Source organism: Streptomyces sp. NPDC004051, from assembly GCF_053604275.1.
On the sequence record NZ_JBSGHG010000002.1, the window covers coordinates 294,895 to 317,375 of the forward strand.

The 22,481-nt window shown below is 73.1% G+C and carries 21 protein-coding genes and 1 pseudogene; 7 read left to right on the forward strand and 15 right to left on the reverse strand.

Going from position 1 to position 22,481, the window contains the following annotated elements:
- Positions 1-448 precede the first annotated feature (448 nt).
- The 5 genes and pseudogenes from ACWEQO_RS04940 to ACWEQO_RS04960 all read left to right on the forward strand — a co-directional run.
- Positions 449-577: pseudogene (locus ACWEQO_RS04940) on the forward strand (DUF5933 domain-containing protein); the annotation flags it as partial.
- 210 nt (positions 578-787) lie between these two features.
- Positions 788-1,408, forward strand: a complete 621-nt coding sequence (locus ACWEQO_RS04945; protein ID WP_452978988.1) for an RNA polymerase sigma factor — start codon at positions 788-790, stop codon at positions 1,406-1,408.
- Positions 1,405-2,478: a CU044_5270 family protein gene (locus tag ACWEQO_RS04950; protein WP_452978991.1), complete on the forward strand. Its 1,074-nt coding sequence runs from the start codon at positions 1,405-1,407 to the stop codon at positions 2,476-2,478. The genes ACWEQO_RS04945 and ACWEQO_RS04950 overlap by 4 nt, the downstream gene beginning before the upstream one ends.
- A gap of 81 nt (positions 2,479-2,559) precedes the next feature.
- Positions 2,560-2,802: a DUF6411 family protein gene (locus ACWEQO_RS04955; RefSeq protein WP_361453941.1), complete on the forward strand. Its 243-nt coding sequence runs from the start codon at positions 2,560-2,562 to the stop codon at positions 2,800-2,802.
- Between the two features lie 29 nt (positions 2,803-2,831).
- The gene (locus tag ACWEQO_RS04960; RefSeq protein ID WP_361453944.1) at positions 2,832-2,969 is read left to right on the forward strand and encodes a hypothetical protein; all 138 of its coding nucleotides are present in this window, start codon (positions 2,832-2,834) and stop codon (positions 2,967-2,969) included.
- A 315-nt stretch (positions 2,970-3,284) separates the two neighbouring features.
- On the opposite strand, the gene ACWEQO_RS04965 is transcribed toward ACWEQO_RS04960, so the two are convergent.
- From ACWEQO_RS04965 to ACWEQO_RS04985, 5 genes are all read right to left on the reverse strand, one after another.
- Positions 3,285-3,962, reverse strand: a complete 678-nt coding sequence (locus ACWEQO_RS04965; protein ID WP_361453947.1) for a serine hydrolase — start codon at positions 3,960-3,962, stop codon at positions 3,285-3,287.
- Between the two features lie 1,164 nt (positions 3,963-5,126).
- Positions 5,127-6,224, reverse strand: a complete 1,098-nt coding sequence (locus ACWEQO_RS04970; protein ID WP_452978996.1) for an ABC transporter ATP-binding protein — start codon at positions 6,222-6,224, stop codon at positions 5,127-5,129.
- On the reverse strand, positions 6,221-7,087 hold the full coding sequence (locus ACWEQO_RS04975) for an ABC transporter permease (protein WP_452978999.1): 867 nt from the start codon (positions 7,085-7,087) through the stop codon (positions 6,221-6,223). The genes ACWEQO_RS04970 and ACWEQO_RS04975 overlap by 4 nt, the downstream gene beginning before the upstream one ends.
- Positions 7,084-7,911 carry a molybdate ABC transporter substrate-binding protein gene (gene modA / locus ACWEQO_RS04980; RefSeq protein WP_452979002.1) on the reverse strand — a complete coding sequence of 276 codons (828 nt, stop codon included), beginning with the start codon at positions 7,909-7,911 and terminating at the stop codon, positions 7,084-7,086. The genes ACWEQO_RS04975 and modA overlap by 4 nt, the downstream gene beginning before the upstream one ends.
- A gap of 70 nt (positions 7,912-7,981) precedes the next feature.
- The gene (locus ACWEQO_RS04985; protein WP_452979004.1) at positions 7,982-8,191 is read right to left on the reverse strand and encodes a hypothetical protein; all 210 of its coding nucleotides are present in this window, start codon (positions 8,189-8,191) and stop codon (positions 7,982-7,984) included.
- Positions 8,192-8,809: 618 nt separating this feature from the next.
- On the opposite strand from ACWEQO_RS04985, the gene ACWEQO_RS04990 reads away from it, so the two are divergent.
- Both ACWEQO_RS04990 and ACWEQO_RS04995 read left to right on the forward strand, forming a co-directional pair.
- Positions 8,810-9,844: a permease gene (locus ACWEQO_RS04990; protein WP_452979007.1), complete on the forward strand. Its 1,035-nt coding sequence runs from the start codon at positions 8,810-8,812 to the stop codon at positions 9,842-9,844.
- Entirely contained in the window at positions 9,841-10,623 is a 783-nt protein-coding gene (locus ACWEQO_RS04995; protein ID WP_452979010.1) for a TIGR03943 family putative permease subunit, read from the forward strand. The genes ACWEQO_RS04990 and ACWEQO_RS04995 overlap by 4 nt, the downstream gene beginning before the upstream one ends.
- 259 nt (positions 10,624-10,882) lie before the next feature.
- Here the strand turns inward: ACWEQO_RS04995 and ACWEQO_RS05000 are convergent, their stop codons facing one another.
- From ACWEQO_RS05000 to ACWEQO_RS05045, 10 genes are all read right to left on the reverse strand, one after another.
- Positions 10,883-12,241 carry an ATP-grasp domain-containing protein gene (locus ACWEQO_RS05000; RefSeq protein ID WP_452979012.1) on the reverse strand — a complete coding sequence of 453 codons (1,359 nt, stop codon included), beginning with the start codon at positions 12,239-12,241 and terminating at the stop codon, positions 10,883-10,885.
- A gap of 100 nt (positions 12,242-12,341) precedes the next feature.
- Complete coding sequence (locus ACWEQO_RS05005) at positions 12,342-12,551, reverse strand: hypothetical protein (RefSeq protein ID WP_452979015.1); 210 nt, start codon at positions 12,549-12,551, stop codon at positions 12,342-12,344.
- A 61-nt stretch (positions 12,552-12,612) separates the two neighbouring features.
- Positions 12,613-13,947: a cation:proton antiporter gene (locus tag ACWEQO_RS05010; RefSeq protein WP_452979018.1), complete on the reverse strand. Its 1,335-nt coding sequence runs from the start codon at positions 13,945-13,947 to the stop codon at positions 12,613-12,615.
- Positions 13,948-13,988: 41 nt separating this feature from the next.
- Positions 13,989-15,218: a hypothetical protein gene (locus ACWEQO_RS05015; RefSeq protein ID WP_452979021.1), complete on the reverse strand. Its 1,230-nt coding sequence runs from the start codon at positions 15,216-15,218 to the stop codon at positions 13,989-13,991.
- A 37-nt stretch (positions 15,219-15,255) separates the two neighbouring features.
- Positions 15,256-16,668: a hypothetical protein gene (locus ACWEQO_RS05020; protein ID WP_452979024.1), complete on the reverse strand. Its 1,413-nt coding sequence runs from the start codon at positions 16,666-16,668 to the stop codon at positions 15,256-15,258.
- A gap of 145 nt (positions 16,669-16,813) precedes the next feature.
- A complete protein-coding gene (gene argE, locus ACWEQO_RS05025) occupies positions 16,814-18,010 on the reverse strand; it encodes an acetylornithine deacetylase (protein WP_452979027.1) in 1,197 nt (398 codons plus the stop codon).
- Between the two features lie 177 nt (positions 18,011-18,187).
- The gene (locus ACWEQO_RS05030) at positions 18,188-19,105 is read right to left on the reverse strand and encodes a TauD/TfdA dioxygenase family protein (RefSeq protein ID WP_452979029.1); all 918 of its coding nucleotides are present in this window, start codon (positions 19,103-19,105) and stop codon (positions 18,188-18,190) included.
- A gap of 29 nt (positions 19,106-19,134) precedes the next feature.
- Positions 19,135-19,641 (reverse strand): GNAT family N-acetyltransferase, encoded by a 507-nt coding sequence (locus tag ACWEQO_RS05035; RefSeq protein ID WP_452979032.1) that lies wholly within the window; start codon positions 19,639-19,641, stop codon positions 19,135-19,137.
- 79 nt (positions 19,642-19,720) lie between these two features.
- A complete protein-coding gene (locus tag ACWEQO_RS05040) occupies positions 19,721-20,641 on the reverse strand; it encodes a hypothetical protein (protein ID WP_452979035.1) in 921 nt (306 codons plus the stop codon).
- A 448-nt stretch (positions 20,642-21,089) separates the two neighbouring features.
- Positions 21,090-22,094: a transcriptional regulator gene (locus ACWEQO_RS05045; protein ID WP_452979038.1), complete on the reverse strand. Its 1,005-nt coding sequence runs from the start codon at positions 22,092-22,094 to the stop codon at positions 21,090-21,092.
- Positions 22,095-22,481: the final 387 nt, after the last annotated feature.

A 22,481-nucleotide genomic window follows, 5' to 3' on the forward strand; every position in this document is an offset into this window, starting at 1 on the left:
ATGCGTCACCCAAGCGCTCACATGAGCGGCATCAGGACAACAGTGGCCGAAGTGCTCACGGTTTCGGGACGGTGTGCCCTCCCCGGGGCACGGGTGAGTGCCCCGGCATCGCCCACGTCGAGGCCGCCGTTCCGCCGGGCGGTCGCGGAACACCGCCCGCACGAGCAGCCGACCGCCCCGACCCGCGGGGACATCCTCGCAGGGAGCGGGTGACGCGAGTCGAACGCGCGCTCTCGGCCGAATTCCTCCCACGCGCGTTGGCCGATCACTCCCCCCGCTTGGAGGGCGAACCATGTCACTTCGCTCCAGGGCGAGCCGTCGAGCTCGCTTCGCTTCGCCTCGGCGGCAGTCGCCGCCGGTGGTCTTGCCGCCGCCCCGCCCCAGCCGGCCGGGGCGTCGAGGCCGTCCGTCCGGTCCGGCATCGACCTCGCCTTCTCGCCGGTCCGGCGGCCACCCCTTCGGCAACGGCGCGTTGCGGGTGCTCCTGGGCCACGCGGTCATCGCGGTCACCCGCCGCACCGGCCGGGAACGCGTCCTGCTGCTGAAGGGCGTCGGACCGGGCCTGCTGCCGGTGGCCGCGGTCGTCGTCGCGCTGGACCGAGCTCGACCTCGCCGACGCGGTGAACGCGGTCGCCCCGTCCACGAGCACCTGGCCGACGGCGCCGAACGGTTCCGCGCGGCGGAGGACTGATCTTCGGGATCCCGAAGCGGTGTGGTCCGCGCCACAGGAACCGGACCGGGGCGGCGGAGAGTACAGAGTGTGAGCCAGACAGAACCAGTGGAGTCATTGCGCACGCGCATACGGTCGGGGGACCGTGCCGCGTTCGCCGATCTGTACGACCAGCACGCGCGGGCGGTCCACAACCACGCCCTGCGGCTGACCGGCAACTGGTCGGATGCCGAGGAGGCGATGTCCGAGACCTTCCTCACCGCCTGGCGCACCCGGGAATCGGTGGAGCCGGAGGGCGGTTCGCTCAGGCCGTGGCTGCTCGGCATCGCCACGAACAAGGCGCACAACGCCAACCGCGGTGTGCGCCGCAGGCTCGCCTTCCTGGCGCGCAGCCCCGAGCCTCGTCAGGTCGAGGACTTCGCGGACGAGACGGTCGGCCGGATCGACGACGCCCGCCGGCTCGCGGTGGTCCACGACGTCCTGCGCCGGCTGCGACGCCAGGACCGGGAGGTGATCGCCCTGTGTGTGGCGGCCGGGCTGGACTACCGGCAGGCCGCCGAGGCGCTCGGCGTCCCGGTGGGCACGGTGCGGTCCCGGCTCTCGCGCGCCCGCGCGCGGCTGGACCGGATCAGCTCCGCCCGACTGCACGGAGGGAAAGCGGAACCACCCGGCGCCCACGGAGAGATGGAGAGTGAGGCCGCGTTCGCGGCCCTGTTCCTGCAGGAGGAAACCCGTTGAACGCCGACCACCCGCCCCGTGCGGACTCCGCCCGGAGTGCGGCGGAGGACCTGCTGGCATCGGCCGAATGGGACCTCCCGCCGGGCCGTCATCTCCGTCACAAGGAAGCCCTGATGCAGCAGATCGACCACGACCGCACCGTCTCGACCCGTACTCCCGCGCCCCGGACGTCCCCGGCACCGCGCCGCCGTCGGCTCCCGCGCCCCGCCCTGGTGGTGCCGGCCGTGTCGATGGCCCTGGCGGGGGCGCTGTTCATCATGGTCTCCGGTGGCGACCACGGCTCCGCCCCGGCGACCGGAGCCGGTACCGCATCCACCGAGGTGAACAGTGCCTCCGTCACCCTCGACCGGATCGCCGCCGCGGCCATGAAGACCGACGCCACGCCGGTGAAGGAAGACCAGTTCGTGTACGTCGAGCGCCTGACCCGTGGGAACACGGGGTCCTTCAGCGGTCCGGTGCGGCTCGGCGCCCTGCACAAGCAGGAGGCGTGGACCGCGCAGGACCCCGGCCCGGTGACCAGGACCGGCTGGCTGCGGGAGACCGGCGAGGACGCCGTCATGTCAGGTCAGATGGTGCCCGTCGAGTTCGCCGATCCCGTCCGGGCGGGCATCGACCACCCCACGTACGAGTGGCTGGCCTCGCTGCCCACCGACCCCGACGTCCTGCTCGAACTGCTCTACTCCCGCACCAGGGTGGAGGACGGGGACTCGAGGGACCAGGCCGTCTTCGGGCGGATCGGCGACCTGCTCAGCTCGACGATCATGCCTCCCGCCACCGCCTCCGCCCTCTACAGGGCAGTCGAGAGGATTCCCGGTGTGACCCAGGTCCCCGACGCCGTCGACGCCGCCGGCCGGCACGGCATCGGCATCACCCGCGAGGACGCCGGGTCCGCGACCCGGGACGTGTGGATCTTCGACAAGCGCACACTCGCCCTCCTCGGCTCGCGGTCGTACATCACCAGGGACGAGACCAGGGGCATCACGACCGACACGCTGTACGGCATCGACGCCGTCATGGCCCGGGCGGTCGTCGACCGTCCCGGAGAGGAGCCCGCCGGGACCGGGAGCTGACCCGTCCGGAGTCCTCGCCGCTCACATGGGCGGGGCGGAACGGGGCACCTGTATGTCCGTCCACCAGCGAAGGGAGCCGACATGGTAGTCGTCGCCGTCATCGGCGTGTGCGTGGTCCTGGCCGTCCTGGCCTTCCTCGTTCCCGGTCTCTCCCGCCATCCCGAACGCGGCACGCAACGCACGCTCGGTGCAGGAGCGCGGGCCGGCGGCAAGGCACCCGGCATCCTGGGCCGGCTCTTCAGCAAGCCCTTCCACACCGGTTCGGGTGCGGTGAGCCGCAGCAGTTCGGCAGGCCGCCGCTTCCGCGGCCGCATGCCCTTCTGAGCAGTTGTACGACCAGGACGGGGAACCAGGTGACGAACGCCGGAAACGCCGGAAACACCGAGAGCGCCGACACCCTGCTGGAGCCCGGTGAGGAGGACACCGCCCTGTCACCCACTCCGCTGTCCCCCGGCGTCGAGGGACCCGGCAAGCACCCCAGGACCGACTGACGCCACGGCCTGCGAGGCCCCCGCATCCTCCGGACCGGCCCCGGCCGCCGACGTACCGGCTGAACCCGCCGTCGCCGGCGGCGACGGCGGGGAGCACGAGCCGGAGGACCACGTCGACGATGCCGAGGACGACGCCGGCCGAGGGAACCGGCACGGAGCGGAGCTGTGCGGAGACGTGGAAGCCATGGGGCCGCCGCGCTTCTCCTCATGGGGCCCCGACGGCTCACTGATCGGGCACGGCGGCCTTCAGCCCCTGACCTCCCCCTCCCGTCGGTCCGCCTGGTGTGCGGGCGTCCGGCCCGGGGCGCACCGAGGTCAGTGGATGATCAGGGGCGAAGGAGGGGCGGTGTCGCACAGGGCGTGTACGGCTGTCCGTGTTGCTCGCTCCACCGTGGAGATGCCGTGGGACATGCTCGGGCTGCCGTGCGAGAGGACGACGACGTAGAACGTCCTTCCGTGTGCTTCGACCCGCCCCATGCTGTTGATCACCCAGCGTTTCGAGTGGGAGCGTTGCAGCCAGCCGTTCTTGAGCTGCCAACGGCTGCCTTCCGCGGACACTCCCCAGTCCTGGTCGGCGTCGATCCGGTCCATGAAGGTCTGGATCAGGTGGCGTGAGGCTTCGCTGAGCGGTGAGGGGTCGGCGAACACGGCGGTCAGCAGGGTCAACTGGTCTGCCGCGGTGGTGCGGGTGAGGCCCCAGTGGGCGCCCGGTCCCGCATGGGTGGAGGTCAGCCCCAGGGTCTTGTTGGCGTCGGTGAGTCCTGGGCCGCCGCCGATACGTCGCCACAGGGCACCCGCGGAGTCGTTGTCGCTGCTCTGGATCATCGAGGCGGCGTTGGACGTCTCCCACGGGGTGAGCGACCGTCTTTCGTGCTGGGTGCGCAGCAGCAGTGCCGCCAGGATGTCCACCTTCACCAGGCTCGCGGTGATGTGTGTCTGTGAGCCGTACACCGTCCGCCGGCCGGTCCCGGGCTCCAGAACGGCGACCGACACCTGAGTGCCGCTCCGTGTCCGGATCGGTTCGAGCAGGCGGGTGAGCGCGTTGTTCACATCCGTCGGGGCCGGCGTCCACGTGTCGGGCAGGCCCGGCGGTGCTTGGGCCGGCCTGCTGTTCGCCGGCGTCGCAGGCGTCTGTTCCTGTGCCGGGGGGCGTCCGGCCCGGTCGCCGGTTGCGGTGTGACCGGCGGCGAAGCAGCCCGTGAGCAGCATGCCCGCTGCCGAACACGCCAGCACCCGCTGTACCAGCTCCCGCCGTGCACAGGCCTTGTCGTACCCGCTCGGGCCGCGCAGGACAGGCCGGCGCCCCGTTCCGTGAGGTGGGCGGGCAGCATGACTCGGATTCATCGGGAACCTCGATCGCACAAGCGGGAGAAAGCCGGGGAGAACACCACGCCCACAGTTTTTTCCGGGGCGAGGCGCGCCGCATCCCGGGGCGGTTTCCCCCTGAAGGCGTAACGGACTCACAGCGGACGCCACCTGACGTTCCCTCGGCAACGAACGGAGGCCCGTTTCTCTTGGCCCTGTGCACCGGCCCCGTGCCGCCGTGTCATACCCCGAGCCGCCCCTGGCCCCCGGGCGCGGTGTCCTGTCCACGCCACTCTTCCCGGTGAGCGCCTTGCAGCGTTCGGGGGATTCGAGCGGTGTGGCCGCGGGTGTCATCGAGGTCGGCCCGGGCGTGGAGCACGTCGGCTGCCCCGGGGTGCGGGTCGGTCTGCGGTGCGTACGCACCAGGGCGGGGGAGTGGCCGGCCCGGGGCGCGCGGGCGGCGCGAGGCCGCCGGGCTGCCGGTGCAGCCGGCTCGGGAGAAGCGGGCGGCCGTGGACGGGCTGACCGCGGAGGTGCGCGCCCGCAAGCTCGCGGGGGTCCGGCGCGGGCAGGCACTGACCCGGCGCCAGGCAGCCACGCCCATGGGGGTGTCGGTGCCTCGCGTCTCCGCGTCTCCGCGTCTCCGCGATCGAGCACGGCGAGGCGGACCGGGCCGAGGGGGTGACGCTCCGGGCTTACGGGGAAGCGCTGAGGGGCCGGTCGCGGGTGGTCGCGGGCTTCGGGGACGCGGAGTGCGCCGTCGCCCGAGCCGGCTGCCGCTCCTGACGCCCGGCGCGGGCAGTTCTCCGGCGTGTTCCAGAACCCGTGGAAGTGCCCGCGCGGCCCGCTGCGTCAGACCGGATAGGCGTGGGTCTGGGTGGCCTTGACCGTGGCCCAGACGGTGGCGCCGCGGTGCAGGTCGAGTTCGGCGGCGGCGGCCGTGGTGAGGTCGGCGGTCAGGGGGAGTTCGCCGGTGAGGTCGGCGCGGATCTGGTCGCCGTGGGTCTCCAGTCCGGCCACCTCGCAGCGCCGGACGTTGCGGGCGCTGGAGCCGGTGGGACGTTCCCGGTGCAGGGTCACCGCGCTGGGCGGGAAGGCGACGAAGACCGGCCCGGTGAGGCTCTCGGACGTGGTGAGGGAGGGCCCGTCGTCGAGATGGACGGTGTGTCCCCGCGCCTGGCCCCGGTAGAGGTTGAGGCCGACCAGGTGGGCGATGTAGTCGGTGCGCGGGTGGCGGGCGATGTGGGCGGGGGCGCCTTCCTGGACGACGTGGCCGTCCTCGACGACGACGAGGCGGTCGGCGAGGACCATGGCGTCCAGCGGGTCATGGGTGACGAGTACGGCGACGGCCTCGAAGTCGGCCAGGTGACGGCGGAGCTGGGCGCGGACGTCGAGGCGGGTGCGGGCGTCGAGGGCGGCGAGCGGTTCGTCGAGGAGGAGCAGGCGTGGGTGGGTGGCCAGGGCGCGGGCGAGGGCGACGCGCTGGGCCTGACCGCCGGAGAGCCGGCGCGGCTTGGCGGCGGCGTGGTCGGTGAGGTCCATGCGGTCCAGCCACTCGGCGGCCTGCGCCCGGGCCCGCGCCTTGCTCGCGCCCCGGCAGCGCGGACCGAAGGCCACGTTGTCCAGTGCGGTCAGGTGGGGGAAGAGCAGGTAGTCCTGGAAGACGACGCCGACCGGTCGGGCTTCCGGCGGCGTACGGTCCAACTCCCGCCCGTCGAGCCGCAGATGACCGCCCGAGAGCGGGACGAGACCGGCGAGGGCACGCAGGGCGGTGGTCTTGCCGGCGCCGTTGGGTCCGAGCAGGGCGACCACGTCGCCGGGCGCCGCGGTCAGCGTCACGTCGAGGCGGAAGGCGCCGCGCTCGACGACGAGCCGCGCGTCGAGCCCCTCGGTGGCCGGGACGGCGGCCCCGTCCGTGTCGGGCACGGTTGTCTTCTCCGTTCCGGTCATGAGGCGGTCATCCAGCGGTCGCGCAGGCCGGCCAGCACCGCGATGGAGACGGCGAGCAGGACCAGGCTGAGGGCGACGGCCGCCTCCGGGTCCTGCTGCAGGGCGAGGTAGACCGCCAGCGGCATGGTCTGGGTACGGCCGGGGAAGTTGCCGGCGAAGGTGATCGTGGCCCCGAACTCGCCCAGCGCCCGCGCCCAGGCCAGCACGGCGCCGGCGGCGATGCCGGGCGCGATCAGCGGCAGCGTGACCCGGCGGAACGCGGTGAAGCGGGAGGCGCCGAGCGTGGTGGCGGCCTCCTCGTAGCGGGGGTCGGCGGCGCGCAGCGTGCCCTCGACGCTGATGACCAGGAACGGCATCGCCACGAACGCCTCGGCCACGATGACGCCGGCGGTGGTGAAGGGCAGCGTGATCCCGAACCAGGCGTCCAGCCACTGCCCCACGACCCCGTTGCGGCCCAGCGCCGTCAGCAGGGCGACACCGCCCACCACCGGCGGCAGCACCAGCGGCAGCGTCACCAGGGCCCGGACCAGACCGCGCCCCGGGAACTCGACCCGGGCCAGCAGCCAGGCCAGCGGCACGCCGATCACCATGCTCACCGCGGTCGCCGCCGTGGCGCAGATCAGCGACAGCTCGAGGGCCTGCCACACCTCGGTGCTGGTCAGCAGCTCGGGCATGCTCTGCCACGGGGCCCGGAGCAGCAGGGCGGCCAGCGGGAGCACCAGGAACGCCAACCCGATCAGGGCGGGCACGAGCAGCGGCAGGGGAGCCCCGCCCCTCACCCCCGCCCCCCTCCGGACACCGCGGCGCCGCGGCCCGCCCGGACGGGGGCCGGCCGTGGCACCGGTCTCGTGCGGCGTGGTCACGGTGCGGTGAACCCGGCCTCGGTCAGCACCTTCTGGCCCCCGGCGGACTGCACCAGCTCGATGAACGCCTTGCCGACCTCGGCGTTCGGCGCGTCCTTGAGCAGGGTGATCGGGTAGTCGTTGACGGCCTCGGCCGACTCGGGGAACTCCACGCCCTCCACCTTGTCACCCGCCGCGCGCACATCGGTCCGGTACACGACGGCGGCATCGGCCTCCTTGAGCACCACCTTGTTCAGGGCGGACTTGACGTCCTCCTCGTAGGAGACCGGGGTGAGCTCGAGACCGGCGGCGGTCAGCGCCTTCTCGGCCGCGGCGCCGCACGGCACCGCCTTGTCGCACAGCACGACCTTCAGGTCGTCCCCGGTGAGGTCCTCGAGAGAGGAGATCCCGTCCGGGTTGCCGGGCAGGGTGGCGATCTCCAGCCGGTTGCGCACGAAGGTGGCCGGCGTTCCCTCCGCGTCCCCGGCGTCCGTGACGACCTTCATCGTCTTCGGGCTGGCGGAAGCGAACACGTCGGCCGGGGCCCCGCTGGTGATGCCCGCGGCGAGCGAGTCGCTGCCGCCGAAGTTGAAGACGACCTTAGTGCCGGGGTGCTGCTTCTCGAACTCCTCGCCCAGCTCGGTGAAGCTCTCCGTCAGCGAGGCCGCGGCGAAGACGTTCACGGTCCCGGACAACTTGTCCGAACCGCCGGTCGCGGCGGAACTTCCGGGCTCCTCACCGGAGTCCGAGCCGGACGACGAGCAGGCGCTCAGCGCCAGCAGAGCGGCGACGCCCGCGCCGGTCACCTGAAGCATCCGGCGGTCCCGGCGCGCGGAACGGATCATCACGGTCCAACTCCCTTTGTCCTGAACGGACTCGTCTGCGGTTCCTCGACGACCGCATGGGTCGGCTTGATCACTGCGACCGCCGGGACACCGGGCTCACCGGGTTCCGCTCGGCCCGGTGCTGCTGCCGGACGTACGCCGGGAGGGCCGTGCCGGGGATGATCCGGCGGCCCGTCCCGTCGCGTCCGACGGTGGGTTCTCCGCCGTCGGCCGGCCGCCCCACGGTGTCGGCGCTGACGCCGAGCAAGGCGGTCGCGTTCCCCGTCCGGTAGCCGTGCATACATGGATGGTACTGCCGCAGATGCAAAGTAAAAGCCCACTAATGCCTCGCACGCTCCGGGTGATTCTCCACCTGGCATGGCATGTGCGTTTCCGCTGGAAGGGCGGCCGCCGATCCGCGGCGCCCGCTCGGTCCGGGCCGGCGCCCGGACCGTTTGTTTCCAGGGGCCGAGGGCGGCTCCTGTTCCTGTCGGGGCGTCGAGCTCCGGTCTCCTGCACGTACTGCTCGTGCCGGTGCACCCGTTCCCGGTGGAGCGCGGGTCGGGACAGGCGTCCGACGGCAGGACGGCAGGCCGCGATCACCTGGGCGAGGGCGAGGGCGGTGTCGGCGTCGTGGGAGGGATCGGCATGTCGGTCCAGGACGAGTGGGCCGCAGATCGGTGACAGGCCGTCGGCCAGGCGATCGGGCAACGGTATGAGCCCGTGCCGGAGCGGGTTCCTTCCCGGCCGGCGGGTACCGCGGGTGAGCGTACCGCCGGGGAACGTACGGTCGGTGACGTCTCCTTCCCCCGTACGCGCGTCGACGGCGGGGTTCGTCCTCACGGGGCCGGGCGCGTTCGGATTTCGTGTACGTCGGGGCCCGTTATGTTGATCGGAATACCTGACAGGCGGGGCTGGCATGCAGAGAACAGAAGAACGGGCCGGGGAGGCCGAGGCCGCCGACGCGGGCGGAGCGGTGGAGGACGATGCCGCCCCCGGCTGGCTCCGGTTCTGGCCGCTTCTGCTGCTGGGGGCGGCCACTGTTCCCGGCGCGGTGCTCTACCTCGGGGGCCGGTGGCTGGAGACGCCCGTGATGCAGGCGTGGCGGACCATCTGTCTCGCCGTGACCGTTCAAGCGCTGCCCTTCCTTCTGCTGGGGACGGTCCTGTCCGGCGCCATCAACGCGTTCGTGCCGGCACGGGTGTTCAACCGTGTGCTGCCACGTCGGCCGGTGCTCGCCGTGCCGGTGGCCGGTGCGGCGGGAGTCGTGCTGCCGGGCTGCGAGTGCGCGTCGGTTCCGGTGGCGAACCGTCTGATCGGGCGGGGCGTCACGCCTGCGGCCGCGTTCGCGTTCCTGCTGTCGGCGCCCGCGATCAACCCGGTGGTGCTGACGGCCACCGCGGTGGCCTTTCCGGGGAACCCGGCCATGGTCGCCGCCCGGTTGCTGGCCTCGCTGGGGACGGCGTTGGCGATGGGCTGGCTGTGGTTGTGGCTGGGGCGGGCCGAGTGGCTGAAGCCGGCCGTGCGGCGCGGTGGGCACCGGGCGGGCGGCAGTCGGTGGCGGGAGTTCCGGGCCGGCTTCCAGCACGACTTCCTGCATGCGGGCGGTTTCCTGGTGGTGGGTGCGATGGCGGCGGCCACGTTCAACGTGGCGGTGCCCCGTTCCGTGCTGGACGCGTTCTCCGGTTCGCCCTGGCTGTCGGTGCTGTTCCTGGCCGGGCTGGCGATCGTGCTGGCGCTGTGTTCGGAGGCCGACGCGTTCGTGGCCGCGTCGCTCACCGGGTTCTCGCCGACCGCGCGGCTGGCGTTCATGGTCGTCGGCCCGGTGGTCGACATGAAGCTGATCGCCCTGCAGGCGGGCACCTTCGGCAGGGCCTTCGCGATCCGGTTCTCCGCCGCCACCGTGGTCGTGGCGGTTCTGCTCAGCGTGCTGGTCGGAGGAGCCCTGCTGTGAGACGTCCGTTCCAGGCGGCCCTGCTCGTCCTCAGCGGCATCGGCCTGCTGCGCGTGTCCCTGTTCACCGACCTGTACCTGCGGTACGTCAAGGAGGGGATGCGCCCGCCGCTCATCGCCTCCGGCGTCCTGCTGATCCTGCTCGGCGTGGCGGACGCGGTGTCGTACGCGCGACGGCGCGAGGGCGACGAACGCGACGAACACGCTGCCCACGGCGACAACGGCGACAATGGCGACAGCGGCCACGGGCACAGCCACTCCAGCGCGCCTCGTGCCGCGTGGCTGCTGTTCCTTCCGGCGCTGAGCCTGCTGCTCTACGCTCCGCCCGCTCTCGGCGCGTACACCGCCTCCCGCCAACCGCCCAAGGCCATCGCCGTCACGCACGAGGACGACTTCGCCCCGCTGCCCGCGACCTCGCCGCTTCCGATGACCCTTTCGGACTTCACCCGCCGCGTGCAGCAGGACCGCACGCGGGCCGTCGAGGGGCGTACGGTCCGGTTGACCGGTTTCGTCAGCTCCGACAAGCGGGGCGACAGCTGGTTCCTGAACCGGATCGTCATCTCCTGCTGCGCGGCGGACGCCCAGTCCGTGAAGGTGCGGATCCACCGCGTCCCGGCCCCGCCGGCCGACACCTGGGTGACCGTCACGGGCACCTGGCACCCCGGCGGAACCCTGGGCACGAGCTCCGCGCCCGCCGCGCTCGACGCCCGTTCCGTGGAGGAGGTCGCCAAGCCGGCGAACGCGTACACCGACGCCCTTCCGCTCGCCCCCACGAGATGAACCGGCGCCCTTCCGCCACCGGCGCATCAGCTCGCCCGGCCTTCCGACCGCCGCGGCCGGCTACGCGGCACCGCGGCAGCCCGCCGCCGGCCGGGACGCCGCCGGCCGGGCCTGCGGGGCGAGGCGGACGGCCACCCGGGGCAGGAAGCAGCCGACCAACGGGCCCATGGCCAGGGCGGCGACGACGGTGCCGGGGCCGACCGTGCCGCCCAGGAGCCAGCCGGCGCCGGCGACGGCTCCCCCGTCACTACCGTGGCGCTCAGGCGGATGCCTCCCGGGGGCGGGGCGCCTCCGTGGCGGCGGACGTCGCGGTCACGGCACCGGGCCCGGTGCGGGTCGTGCCCGGTGTCTCGGACGCGGCCCCGGTGCCGGCCGTGCCCGGTGTCTCGGACGCGGCCCCGGTGCCGGCCGTGCCCGGCGTCCCGGACACGGGCCCGGTGCCGGCCGCGCCCGGTGCCGGGGGCAGGGGTTCGGTGCGGATCACGTGCGCGGACGTCAGTTCGTCCACCGCCCTCGCGCAGGCCGCGGTGGAGGGCGCGGTGAGGACCGCCATGCCCAGCCGGTCGGCCGAGGACCGCAGCGGGGGGACCTCGTCACCCGGACGCGCGGTGACCTCCCACTCGACGATCTCCGCATGGCGCGGCGCCGGTCGTGGCGCGACCGAGGTGACCCGGCCCGCCGGTGCCGTGAGGAACACGCTCGCCGCCGCTGCCACCGGGGCGGACCCGTCCCGCTCGGGGCCCACGCCGACGGCCCAGCCGAGGGCGGCCCGCCGCCAGTCGGCGCCGGTGGTGAGCCGGACGAGGTCCGCGATGCCGTCGCCGCCGAGCCGGTTGTGGGTCTCGATGACGGTCACGCGGTCGCCGTCGACCTTGACCTCGGTGTGGCTGGGGCCGTCGGTGATGTCCAGGGCGTCGAGGAGTTCGCCTACCGCACGCTCGACCGCCCGGCGCCGTTCGGGACCGAGGGACGGCGGCGGCATCATGTGGCTGACCTCGACGAAGCCGTCGCCGGTGCCCTTCTCGGCGATGCCCATGACGGTGTGGCTGCCCCCGCGGGAGAGCGCCTCGACGCTGAACTCGGCGCCGGTGGCGAACTGTTCGACGATCGTGGCGGAGGTCCGGCGGTCCGCCGGAAGGCCCTCGCCCCGGTGCAGCAGGGTCACCGACGTACTGCCCGAGCCGTCCACCGGTTTGGCGACCACCCGGGGGTGGGCGGCGAACAGGGCGGCCACCGCGTCGGGGTCGTCCCCGGCGGCGAAGGCGAGGTTGAGGTGCGGGGCCCGGCGGGCGAGGACGCGGCGCATGGCGAGTTTGTCGCGGGTGGCCCGGACCACCTCCGGGGGTGTGCCGGTGGCCTTGAGCCGGGCCGCTGCCAGGGCGGCCGGTTCCAGGCCGGGTTCGGAGAGCGACACGACGGCGGCGACGCCGAGCGGCGCGAGCACCAGGTCCACGAAGGCGGGGAAGGTGGCCGGGTCCCGGAAGTCGTGCACGAGGACCGTCGGTGTTCCCGCGTCCAGCGGGGCGGCTCCGGGCGCCTGGACGTGGACCACGTCGACGGGGAGCGTCCCGGCGGCGCGCGCCACCTTGGGGTTGGCCCCGATGATCACAAGGGTCACAGCGGATTCCTCCGTCGCAGAATGGGCCTCGTCGGCGGGCGGGCGGCGTGTGCGAACACGCTCGCGGGGGCGGTGCGGCCGGCGCGGTGGCAGAAGAAGATCACCGGCTGTCTCCGGGTGTCAACGCCCGCTCCCGCGCGGGGAGACGGCCGGGTCCGCGCTCCGGTCCGGTGGCGCCCGGCCAGGGGTGGGTCCGGACGGCGCCGCAGTGGGGGCACCCGCCCTTGAGCCGGCCGCTCACGACGGGCTCGCCGACCCGGGGGCGCAGGGAGCCCTCCGGGGCGGGCGACTCCTCGGAGTCCAGGTGCACGACTCCTTCGGGAGGGCTCGGATCCGGTCGGACGCGGGGCGAGGGTGCGCGGGCGGGGAGGTCACGGGGTGCTGCCGACCCTGGCCCCGGGAGCGTCGGGGGCGAACCGCCGGCCGCGCTCGGTCTCCGCCGGCGTGATCGCCATGCCGGAGGTCGCGCGACGCAGGACCGGGGGCGCCATCACGGAGGTGACCACGGCGATCAGGACGATCACGGTGTACGAGGCGACGCTGAGGACGCCGAGCTGCAGGCCCACCGAGGCGAGGACGATCTCGACCACCCCGCGGGCGTTGAGACCGACGCCGATCGCCCGGGCCTCCGGCCGGGAGAGCCGGCCGAGCCGCGCGCCGAGGTGGCTGCCGAGGTACTTCGAGCCGATGGCGACGGCCAGTGCCACCAGGCCCATGCCGAGGACCACGGGGTCCTTCAGCACCGACAGGTCCACCTTCAGTCCCGCCGAGGCGAGGAAGAGGGGCGCGAGCACGGCCATCACCAGCGGGCGTACCGCCTCCACCGCGCGGCGGGCGCCGATCCCCAGCGAACCGATGACGATGCCGCAGAGGAACGCGCCGAGGATGGCCTCCAGGCCCAGGGCCTGGGAGCCCGCCGAGCACAGCAGCACCAGCAGCACGGTGACGGCGACCCGGGAGCCGGGACCGCCGGCCGGCCCGTCCCGGTCGGGCAGCAGCCTGCGCGACACCGGCCGGAGCAGGAGGGCCGCCGCCAGCACGAGCACCAGCGCGCCCCCGGAGGTCAGCAGCGTGTTCGTGCGGAAGCCGGAGGTGGCGGTGGCGGAGACGACGGAGAGCAGGAGCCAGCCGACGATGTCGCTGACGGCGGCCGCGCCGACGATGAGCTGCCCCACGTCGCGGTGGAGCAGGTTCATGTCCAGCAGCGTCTTGGCGATGACGGGCAGGGCGCTGACCGCGAGCGCGACGCCCATGAAGAGCGCGAACGTGACGCGGTCGGCCGACCCGCCCATGAAGGCGCCGGGCAGGACGCAGCCGAGCGCCACGCCGCAGACCAGCGGGAGCAGGACGCTGCCCGCGCTGACCCACGACACCGCCCGGCCCCTGCTGCGCAGCGACTCCAGGTCGATGTGGGCGCCGGCGATGGCGACGAGCAGGAGGAGCCCCAGTTGGGTGACCGCGTCGAGCAGCCGTACCTGTCCCGTCTCGGGCACCAGCCACGCGGTCGCGGCGGGCACGGCGTTGCCGAGCAGGGACGGGCCGAGGACGACACCGGCGCTCAGCTCGCCGACGACGGCGGGCAGGCCGAACCGGGCGGCGAGCCGGCCCAGCAGCACGGCGGTCGCCAGCAGGACGGACATCTGGAGGAGCAGGAGGAGGACCGCGTCGTTGCCGGCCGGGGAGTGGAATCCCAGCGACAGGTTCATCTCGTGCCTTTCACGTGCGGGAGGACGGCGGCGGCGGGCGGTCAGGCGGTGTAGAGGCCCTCGCTCTCCAGGGCGCGCAGGACGCGGTGGTCGCGCTGGATCTCGGCCCGGTCCTCGGCCGCGAGGTACACGTGGCCGGGCGAGTCGATCAGGTCGGTGGTGGCGCCGAGGTACTGGCCCTCCCGGACCCCGTGGGTGAGGGAGACCACGGTCGGCAGGTCGGTGATCCGGTTCTCCCAGCGCGTCGAACGGACGTGACCCGGCACGGAGTTGATCAGGGCGGTGTTACGGAGGGCCCCGGTCCAGGTCACGGCCGTGTCGTCGAAGGCCGGTACGGCCGCCGGGTCGATCAACGAGGCCGCGAGGAGCCCGGTCTGCGAGACCCCGGAGTACTTCTCGACGACCGCCGGCGTGGTCCCGCCGCCCAGCCGCGCGCCGCTCTCGATCAGGACCGGTCCCCGGGCGGTCGCCATGACCTCGGTGTGGGCGGCGCCGGTCGCCACCCCCAGGGCGTCGAGCACCGAGAAGACGAAGGCGCGCAGCGCGGCGCCCTCCTCGGAACCGACGGGGACGGGCTCCTCGTAGTCGTAGACCGGGCGGTCACCGTCGCGCTTGGTGTACCGCCACAGTTCCGCCAGACGGTGCACCCCGTCGTAGGAGACGGTGTTGGCGTAGAACTCGACGCCGCGCAGCCGCTCCTGGACGAGGGCGACGGTGTTGGGGCTGCCGTAGAGGTTGGGGGTGGTGAGGACGGTGGCGCAGGCGGCGCGGACCTCCTGGGGGGTGCGGCAGAAGCGCACGTTGTCGGTGCCGGCGCTGCTCGGGGGTTTCACGACCGCCTCGGTCAGTCCCGTGCGGGCGCACCAGTCGGCGCCTTCGTCGGGGTCGGTGAAGGCGGCGGCGAGCGGTACGGCGACACCGGCCCCGGCGGCGGTGCGGCCCATGGCGACCTTGTCGCGCCGGGCGGCGATCGTCGCGAAGCGGTTGCCGGGCAGGCCCATGAGGTGGGTGAGGGTGTCGGCGAGCAGGACACCGGACTCGGTGCCGGCGACGACGCGGCGGACTCCGCGGCGGGTCAGCTCGGCCGCGAGGGCGGCCGGGTCGCCCTCCCCCGGCAGAAGGGCGTCGTAGTCGTCCGCGCGAAAGCCCCGGGTGAAGTACGTCGACATGTCCGGTGTGCTGGCCACGTGCAGGCAGGAGGCGCCCATCGAGCGCAGGGCGGCGACCAGGGCCCGGCCCGTGGAGTGGCCGTCGACCACGGCGATGCTCATGCGCGTCCCCTTCGGTGTCCGGTGTCCCGCCGGGCCCTCACGCGTCCTCGCCCCGCGTCCCGTGGAAGGCGCAGGCGACCCGGGCGCCGCCGGACATGCTGACCACGCCCACCTCGGGGTCGGTGCTTCCGCGCACCAGACAGCCGTTGTAGCCGTCCCCGTCGCCGACTCCGGGGCCGGTGAGGAAGACGCCCCAGTTGAGGAAGAGTTCCTGGGTGCCGGGGCCGTCGTCGGCGGGGAAGACCTCGGGTTCGGGCCGTACCCGGCGCTGGAGGACGTAGGGGCCGTCCAGGGCGTCCCGCAGCCGGGCCTCCCATTCGGCCGGGGTGACGGTCCAGCCGGGCACGACGCCGGTGCCGCCGTGCAGCAGGGTGGGCTTGAGGACGAGGTCGTCCTGCCGGTCGCGGGCGAGGCGCGGCAGGTCGACCGGGGAGCCGTCCTCGTCGGTCGCGGTCGCGCGGACCGGGCGGGTCCACGGCAGGAAGCGGTCGATGCAGGCGCGTTCCCCGGCGCTGAAGGACGGGCGGTACCGGTCGTCGGACAGCAGGGCGAGGGCGCCCTTGTTGCCGTACAGCTCGGCGTCGAGACGGCTGAAGATCCCGACCCGGCCCTCCTCCACCGCGCGCAGCACGGGCGCGGCCAGCTCCCGTTCGCGCGGTCCGGCGATCTCCTCGACGAGGAAGAAGCGGTAGACCACGTCGACCGGACGGCCGTGCAGCTCCAGCCGTCCGTTGCGCTCGGTGAGCTGGCCGATGTGGCAGGGGAGGGCGTCGACGTCCAGCTCGTCGAAGAGCGCGGCCATCACCTTCAGGCGGGGCTCGTAGGTGCGGAAGCTCTCGGGCCAGTCGCACAGCGCCACGAGCGGGCGGCGGCCGTCCGGCAGGTGGGCGGCGCACTCGGTGAAGAAGGTGGCGGCGATGCCCCGGAAGGTGTCCACGTACCCGAGGCCGTGCTCGGCGACGAAGGAGGCCAGTTCGGGGCGGGTGAGCATGGCCCGGTTGATGCCGGCGTTCTCGAAGCCGCCGAGGGGGCTGGTGATGTTGAGTTCGAGCAGCTTGAAGCCCTCGGCGGAGCGGTAGAGGTCGGAGCGGGCGAGCGGCTCCAGGCGCTGCGGGCCGCGCGCGGCGCGGGTCACCACGTCGGTCTGGGTCGGTGACATGCCGACCGTGCGGGCCAGGGCGCCGGTGTCACCGTCGAAGAGACGGTCGGGGAGCCCGGTCAGCAGCGCGTGGACCTGGCGCAGGTCCGCCGCGAGCCCGGCCCGCTCGGCGGCGGAGAGGAAGACCGGCGCCGGCGCGAAGCGGCCCGCGTAGGCGACGGTCACCAGCTCGTCGGCGGCGGCCGGCTCGACGAGCGCCCGGGGGTCGGTGCCGCTGCGGGCGAGTCGCTCCAGGTACCGCGCCCCGAGTGCGGACCGGGGCACGGGCGGGGCGGGGGCGAGCTGGCTCATGGGGGTCACTTTCGTTCGGCGCGTGGGCGGGTGCCCGGTCCGGGCGGGCGGGCGGGACGGATCCGCCGCGGGCGGGCGGCGGGCCGGGCGGGTCGCTGGAGCGGGCCGGGACGGGACGGGTCCGGGTCCCGGCCGGGTGGTGCGGTCAGGTCACGGGCAGGGACCTGAGGGCCGTCAGACAGGCGCGGAGGTCGTCCAGGGGGACGGACTCGTCGGGGGTGTGCGCCTGGTCGATGGAGCCCGGCCCGCAGACGACGCTCGGAATGCCCGCGTGGCCCCACAGCAGTCCGGCCTCCGTGCCGAAGGGGACGTACTGGACCGGCAGCGGACGCTCGAAGGCGCTCTGGACGAAGCCGACGAAGGCGTGGTCCTCGGGGACGGCGAACGAGGGGGTGTCGGAGAGCTGTTCCACCCGTACGTCGGCGGCCTCGGAGAACTTCCGCTGGGAGGCGAGCAGTTCTCCCTCCGCGTGGGCGCGCAGCTCGGCGGCGACGTCGTCGCAGGAGTGCCCCGGCACCGTGCGGATCTCCAGCTCCAGCAGGCACTCCTCGGGCACGATGTTGGGCTTGACCCCGCCCTCGACCCGGCCGACGTTGATCCACGAGTGGGGGATGGGGAAGCGGGGGTCGTGCGGCCCTTCGGCGCGGAACCGTTCGTTCAGTTCCTGGGCGAAGCCGGTGAGCGCGGCGGCGGCGACGACGGGGTTGGGAAGCCGCGGGGCGAGGGAGGAGTGCTTGGGCTCGCCGCGGAAGCGGACACGGTGGTTCTGCTTGCCCTTGTGGCCCACGACGACCCGCATGTCGGTGGGTTCCCCGACGACGCAGCCGACGGCGTCGTCGGCCCAGGTGCTCAGCTCCGGCACGAGCCGGCGGGCGCCCACGCACCCGATCTCCTCGTCGTAGGTGAGCAGCAGGGTGACGGGGACGGCCAGCGCCTCCCGGTCGACGGCCGTCAGGACGGCCAGGGCACAGGCGATGAAGCCCTTCATGTCGGCGGTGCCCCGGCCGAGGGCGAGCCCGTCCTCGATCCTCAGGGTGTACGGGTCGCCGGACCAGGTCTGTCCGTCGACGGGGACCGTGTCGGTGTGCCCCGACCAGATCACGCCGGGACCGGTGGCGCCGGATCTGCGGGCCGTCGCCACGAGGGCGGCCTTGGTGTCGTCCTCGTTCCCGAGGAGCCGGCTCTCGATCCCGTGCTCCGCGAGGAGCCCCCGGACGTACTCGATCAGGGGCAGGTTCGACCGGTGGCTGGTGGTGTCGAATCCCACCAGGCGGGCCAGGATGTCCAGCATCCGGCTGTGGAGTTCGCTGTCGGAACAGGTGACGGGGACGGCGGACGGCATGGTTCACCCGGGATTCTCGAAACGGCCGGCGGAAACGGCCGGCGGAAGGGGACGGGCGGCCGGCGGACGGGCGGCCGGCGGGGGAACGGCGACGGACGGGGGAACGGCGGCGGACGGGCGCGGGGAGGTGCGCGTGACGCGCCCGCCGACCGGGCTGCGGGCCCCGGAGGGCCGGGATCAGCCGACCGGGGCCAGCTTGCTGTGCCCGGTCTCGGGCAGGGAGGGCGTCACCGGCTGGCCGTGCGTGGTCAGCCGCAGCAGACGCCGGACGTGCTTCTCGTCGAGGTCCTTCGTGGTGGCGGAGTGCAGCACGCAGCGGTTGTCCCAGACGACCACGTCGAGGGGACTCCACTTGTGGCGATAGACGTAGGGGGCGCTGGTGATGTGCCCGACGAGTTCCTCGATCAGCGCGGTGCTCTCCGCCTCCTCCAGGCCCTCGATGCCCACGACGCTGCCGATGATCCGGGGCTGGATGAAGAGGGTCTCGCGGCCGGTGTCCGGGTGGCGCCGCACGAGGGGGTGGGTGACCGGCGGGGTCTTCTTCCGCTCCTCGGGGCCGATGTACTTCCAGCGGGCCCAGGGGTCCTCCCGGTCGGGCGACCAGCGGTAGTGGTGGCGCACGCGCAGGGTGCGCAGGTACGCCTTGCGCTCCTCGGGCAGGGCGGCGAAGGCGGCCTCCCCGTCGGCGAAGAGCGTGTCCCCGCCCTCGGACGGGATCTGCACGCCGTGGAGCATGGTGCTGCTGCCCGGGACGAGCTTGTACGAGTAGTCCGAGTGCCAGCCCTGGCCGGAGGTCTTCATCTCCTTGTTCCGGCCCGGCTCGTCCTGGTTGGACAGGAACGTGAGGGTGGGCTCCTCGGGGTGGCGCAGCTTGAGCACGTGGTGCTCCTCGGGCCGGCCGAAGACGGTGCCGAACTGCGCGAACGTCCGGGCGTCGATGTCCTGCGCACGGAACACCAGGACCTTGTGGGCGAGGTACGCCTCGTAGATGGCCCGCCCGGCCTCCTGGATGACCTCGGCGGTGAGGGGCAGTCCCTTGACCTCCGCGGCGAAGGTGGGCGCCAGCCGTTCCGCGACGGGTATGGATTCGGGCATCGCTGCATTCCGTTTCGTGTCGATCGGATTCAGGAAGTACGTTCCAGGGCCGTGGGCAGGGTCCGGGCCAGTTCCTTGCTGAAGAAGACCCGATGCGCCCCCGCACCCCGCTCGGAGTGGGTGAGCACGTAGTCGAGGCGGCGGTAGAAGGCGATGTTGTCGGTCATCTCGGCGCGGGTCCACAGCCGCACGCCGGCCAGGCCGGCCGCCCTGGCGGAGTCCTCCACGAAAGCGACGAGCAACCGGCCGATGCCCAGTCCCTGGCAGGCCGGCCGCACGGCGAGGTTGCGCAGGATCAGGTGCGGGTCGTCGCGCTCCACCGTCACCATGCCGACCACCCGGCCGTCCTCCTCCGCGACGTGGGCGCGGCCGGAGGAGGCCACCTCGTCGTAGTCGAGCAGGATGGGTGCCGGGGGTTCGTCGACGAGCCCCAGGTACTTGCCGTACGCCTCGTGGGCGAGAGCGGCCAGGGACGCGCTGTCCGACGGGCGGGCCGGCCTCAGGACGATCCGGTCCGCGTCCACGCTGTTCGCCACGGGGTTCTCTCTTCGGTCGGGCCGGCAGGGGTGTGGTCGCCCCTGCCCGCGCGGCGGCGCCCGGGGGAGGGGAGACGGCTCAGCCGGCCGGGCGGGCGAGGGTCCGGGCTTCCCGCGTGCCGTCGAAGTACGGGCTGTCGTAGACCCTCTCGCCGTCGGCGGAGGCGACCTTCTCGTTGAACTCGCTGCCGACGTCGTAGTCGAAGGTGACCCGCGGATAGGCGAGCGCGTCGACGCGGTTCTTGTCGTACCGGCTCTCGACCGACGAGAAGCGCAGCGCGTAGGCGAGGCGCGACGGGATGGGGCCCTCGGAGAGCTTGACGCTGCGATGCATCACGTACTTGTCGAAGATGAGGGCGTCGCCCGGCTCGAAGGAGTCCTCGACCGCGTAGTGGTCGAGGATTCTCGTCATCTCCGGGGAGTTCAGCACCGAGTTCTTCAGCACGCTGAAGTCGGCGAATCCCAGGTCCCGGCCGCCGGCGATCTCGCTCTGCATGTAGCCGGGAAGCAGATTGATGTGCTGGTAGACGAACTCACCGGACAACAGGTCCTTGGAGACGTACTTCATGCCGCCCTGCTGGCCCTCGGGGTCGATGGGGCACAGCGGGGTCCAGATGGTGAAGCCCGGGTCCTCGCGCCGCTGGAATCCGAAGCTCTGCGTTCCCACGTGCCAGGGGAAACCGGTGCTCTTGTTCTTCTCCAGCTCGAAGCCGAGACCTTGGGTGAAGAAGACGTCGGTGCCGGTCAGGCGGGCCATCGTGTCGGCGAAGACCGGGTCGGCCATCAGCGCCAGGATCTCGGGGTCGTCGTTGCCGACGTCGTACTTGAGCTTGCTGAACCCCGACCCGTAGTTGTCGGACGGCGGGGCCACCTGCGAGCCGCTGAGGCTCCGCATGTGCTCGACCGTGTCGTCCGAGAAGATCTTTTCGAACTTCAGGAAGCCGTGCTTCTTGAAGCCGGCGACGTCTTCTTCGCTGAGGGAGAACTCCGGACTGATCACGCGAACTCCGATTCCTGTACTGCCGACGGTGCAGTCGCCCGTTCGGCCGACAATGGGGTATTCCGGTTCGGCTCGCGGGTGACGCCGGTGCGCTGGAGCCGCGCCGTCGGCGGATTTCCGTGAGAGCCCTTCAGAAACGTCCCGGGAGAGTATCCGCACGACCTCCCTGGCTAGGCAAGGGTGTTCGAACCCGCTTGCTGGGCAAGGAAATCGAAGGATGAACACGGCAGGCGCCGAGGAACACCGAAGACCCGCGCCGGATTCACGGAAAGCACGGGCCTTCGAAGAACGGTCCCGGGACGGGCGAGGGGACCGGACGGACCGACGGAACGGGATCGTCCGGACCGAGGGAACGGAATCGTCCGGACCGACGGAACGGGAGCGGCCAAAGGAATCGGGGAGTCACCTGGAAGCGGCCCGGGGGCCCCGGCCCCGGAACCGACGGCCGTCAGCCGACGACCATCGTCGTATCCGGCTCCGCCGTTCCCTGGTCCGCCGCGTTGTCGTCCCCCAGGCTCTGCGCCAGCACCATCCAGTTGTGCGCGTACTGCTCGGCCAGCGTCCTCACCGCCTGGACGCAGTGGGGCGGCACGGCGGCGCCCAGGCGCGACCACTCGGCGTCGTCGTTCTGCTGGAGGAACCGCAGGAGCTGGCGTCCGTTCTCCTTCAGCCGCAGGGACGGGTCCCTGAGCAGCTTCTCCAGCAGGAGATTGGAGTGCTGGACGACCTGCGTCGGCGGGGGGCCGGCGGGGCGTCCCGCCTCCCGCGGCAGCGCGGTGCCCCGCTTGTCCGGTGCCGCGGGAACGGCCTCCGGCGGGGCGAGCGCCTTCACCGGCGGCTGCGTGCCCCGTGGTTCGGGTACCGGGGACCTCCCGGCCCGCAGGCGTCTGCGCACGTCGCTCGCGGTCGCCGGGGAGATGCCCGCGCGCCGGGCGATCTCCCGCAGGGAGGCCGTCGGGTCGGCGGTCATCAGCTCCGCCGCCCGCTGCCGGCCCTCGGCGCAGTTCAGCGGTCGGATGCGTCCGTCGCGGCCGATCCTCGTGTTCAACTGCTGCCCGGCATCAGTTGAACGTTGACGCAATCCCGCGACCGCCTTGGCGCTGAGACCCGCCGAGGACGCGACGGCGCGGTCCGACATCCGCGGATGGGTCGCCATGATCCGCAGGGCGGCGGCCCTGCGGTCCTCCAGGCTGAGCGGCAGTCCGTGGGCCACGTTCGCCTCGACCGCGCGCAGGTAGGCGTCCTCGGGCGCTCCGTCGAAGAACTCCACATCGATGAACTCCCGGCCTCGCAGCGTGGTCGCCAGCAGCCGGTGCATCCCGTCGATCACCCGCAGATCGGTACGTCGGACGAGGACGGGCGGCAGGGGCGTGTCCAGGCCGGCCAGGGCCAGGACGTGCTCACGGTCGATCCCCTTGGAACGCAGGGACTCACCGGGTGAGAGCGAGGCCACCGGGACCGAGACGGTCCCCCCTGCCGCCTCTTCGGGTAAGAGTTCAGGCGTCGTCCACGAGTACATGTTCATCCCTTCATGTCAGTTACCCGCGGGCTTGTGACTTCGGGTACCCGGACCGGTGTCCACCGGTCCGGCGGACACCGACGTACGTACGATGTGGCTCTTGCGGCCGATCCGGTCGCCGAGCGGACCCGACCGGCGTCGTCGCCGCCCCCCTGCGGGACTCTCCGGGGTTCTTCACCTGACTGCCCCCGCCCGCCGTGCCCGTCAGGACGGGACGGCCCCCCGAACGTGGGGCACCGGCACTCGGACGTGCGACCTGGGCTCCGGTCGCGGCCTGGTCCGTGGCCGGAGGCCGGGCCCGAGCAGCACCGCCGCGCCCCC

Bases quoted from the DNA above. Each gene is read 5' to 3' on its own strand.
- ACWEQO_RS04955 (WP_361453941.1), top strand. From the start codon at position 2,560: ATGGTAGTCGTCGCCGTCATCGGCGTGTGCGTGGTCCTGGCCGTCCTG.
- ACWEQO_RS04970 (WP_452978996.1), bottom strand. From the start codon at position 6,224: ATGACCGGAACGGAGAAGACAACCGTGCCCGACACGGACGGGGCCGCC.
- modA (WP_452979002.1), bottom strand. From the start codon at position 7,911: ATGATCCGTTCCGCGCGCCGGGACCGCCGGATGCTTCAGGTGACCGGC.
- ACWEQO_RS04985 (WP_452979004.1), bottom strand. From the start codon at position 8,191: ATGCACGGCTACCGGACGGGGAACGCGACCGCCTTGCTCGGCGTCAGC.
- ACWEQO_RS04990 (WP_452979007.1), top strand. From the start codon at position 8,810: ATGCAGAGAACAGAAGAACGGGCCGGGGAGGCCGAGGCCGCCGACGCG.
- ACWEQO_RS05010 (WP_452979018.1), bottom strand. From the start codon at position 13,947: ATGAACCTGTCGCTGGGATTCCACTCCCCGGCCGGCAACGACGCGGTC.
- ACWEQO_RS05015 (WP_452979021.1), bottom strand. From the start codon at position 15,218: ATGAGCATCGCCGTGGTCGACGGCCACTCCACGGGCCGGGCCCTGGTC.
- ACWEQO_RS05020 (WP_452979024.1), bottom strand. From the start codon at position 16,668: ATGAGCCAGCTCGCCCCCGCCCCGCCCGTGCCCCGGTCCGCACTCGGG.
- argE (WP_452979027.1), bottom strand. From the start codon at position 18,010: ATGCCGTCCGCCGTCCCCGTCACCTGTTCCGACAGCGAACTCCACAGC.
- ACWEQO_RS05030 (WP_452979029.1), bottom strand. From the start codon at position 19,105: ATGCCCGAATCCATACCCGTCGCGGAACGGCTGGCGCCCACCTTCGCC.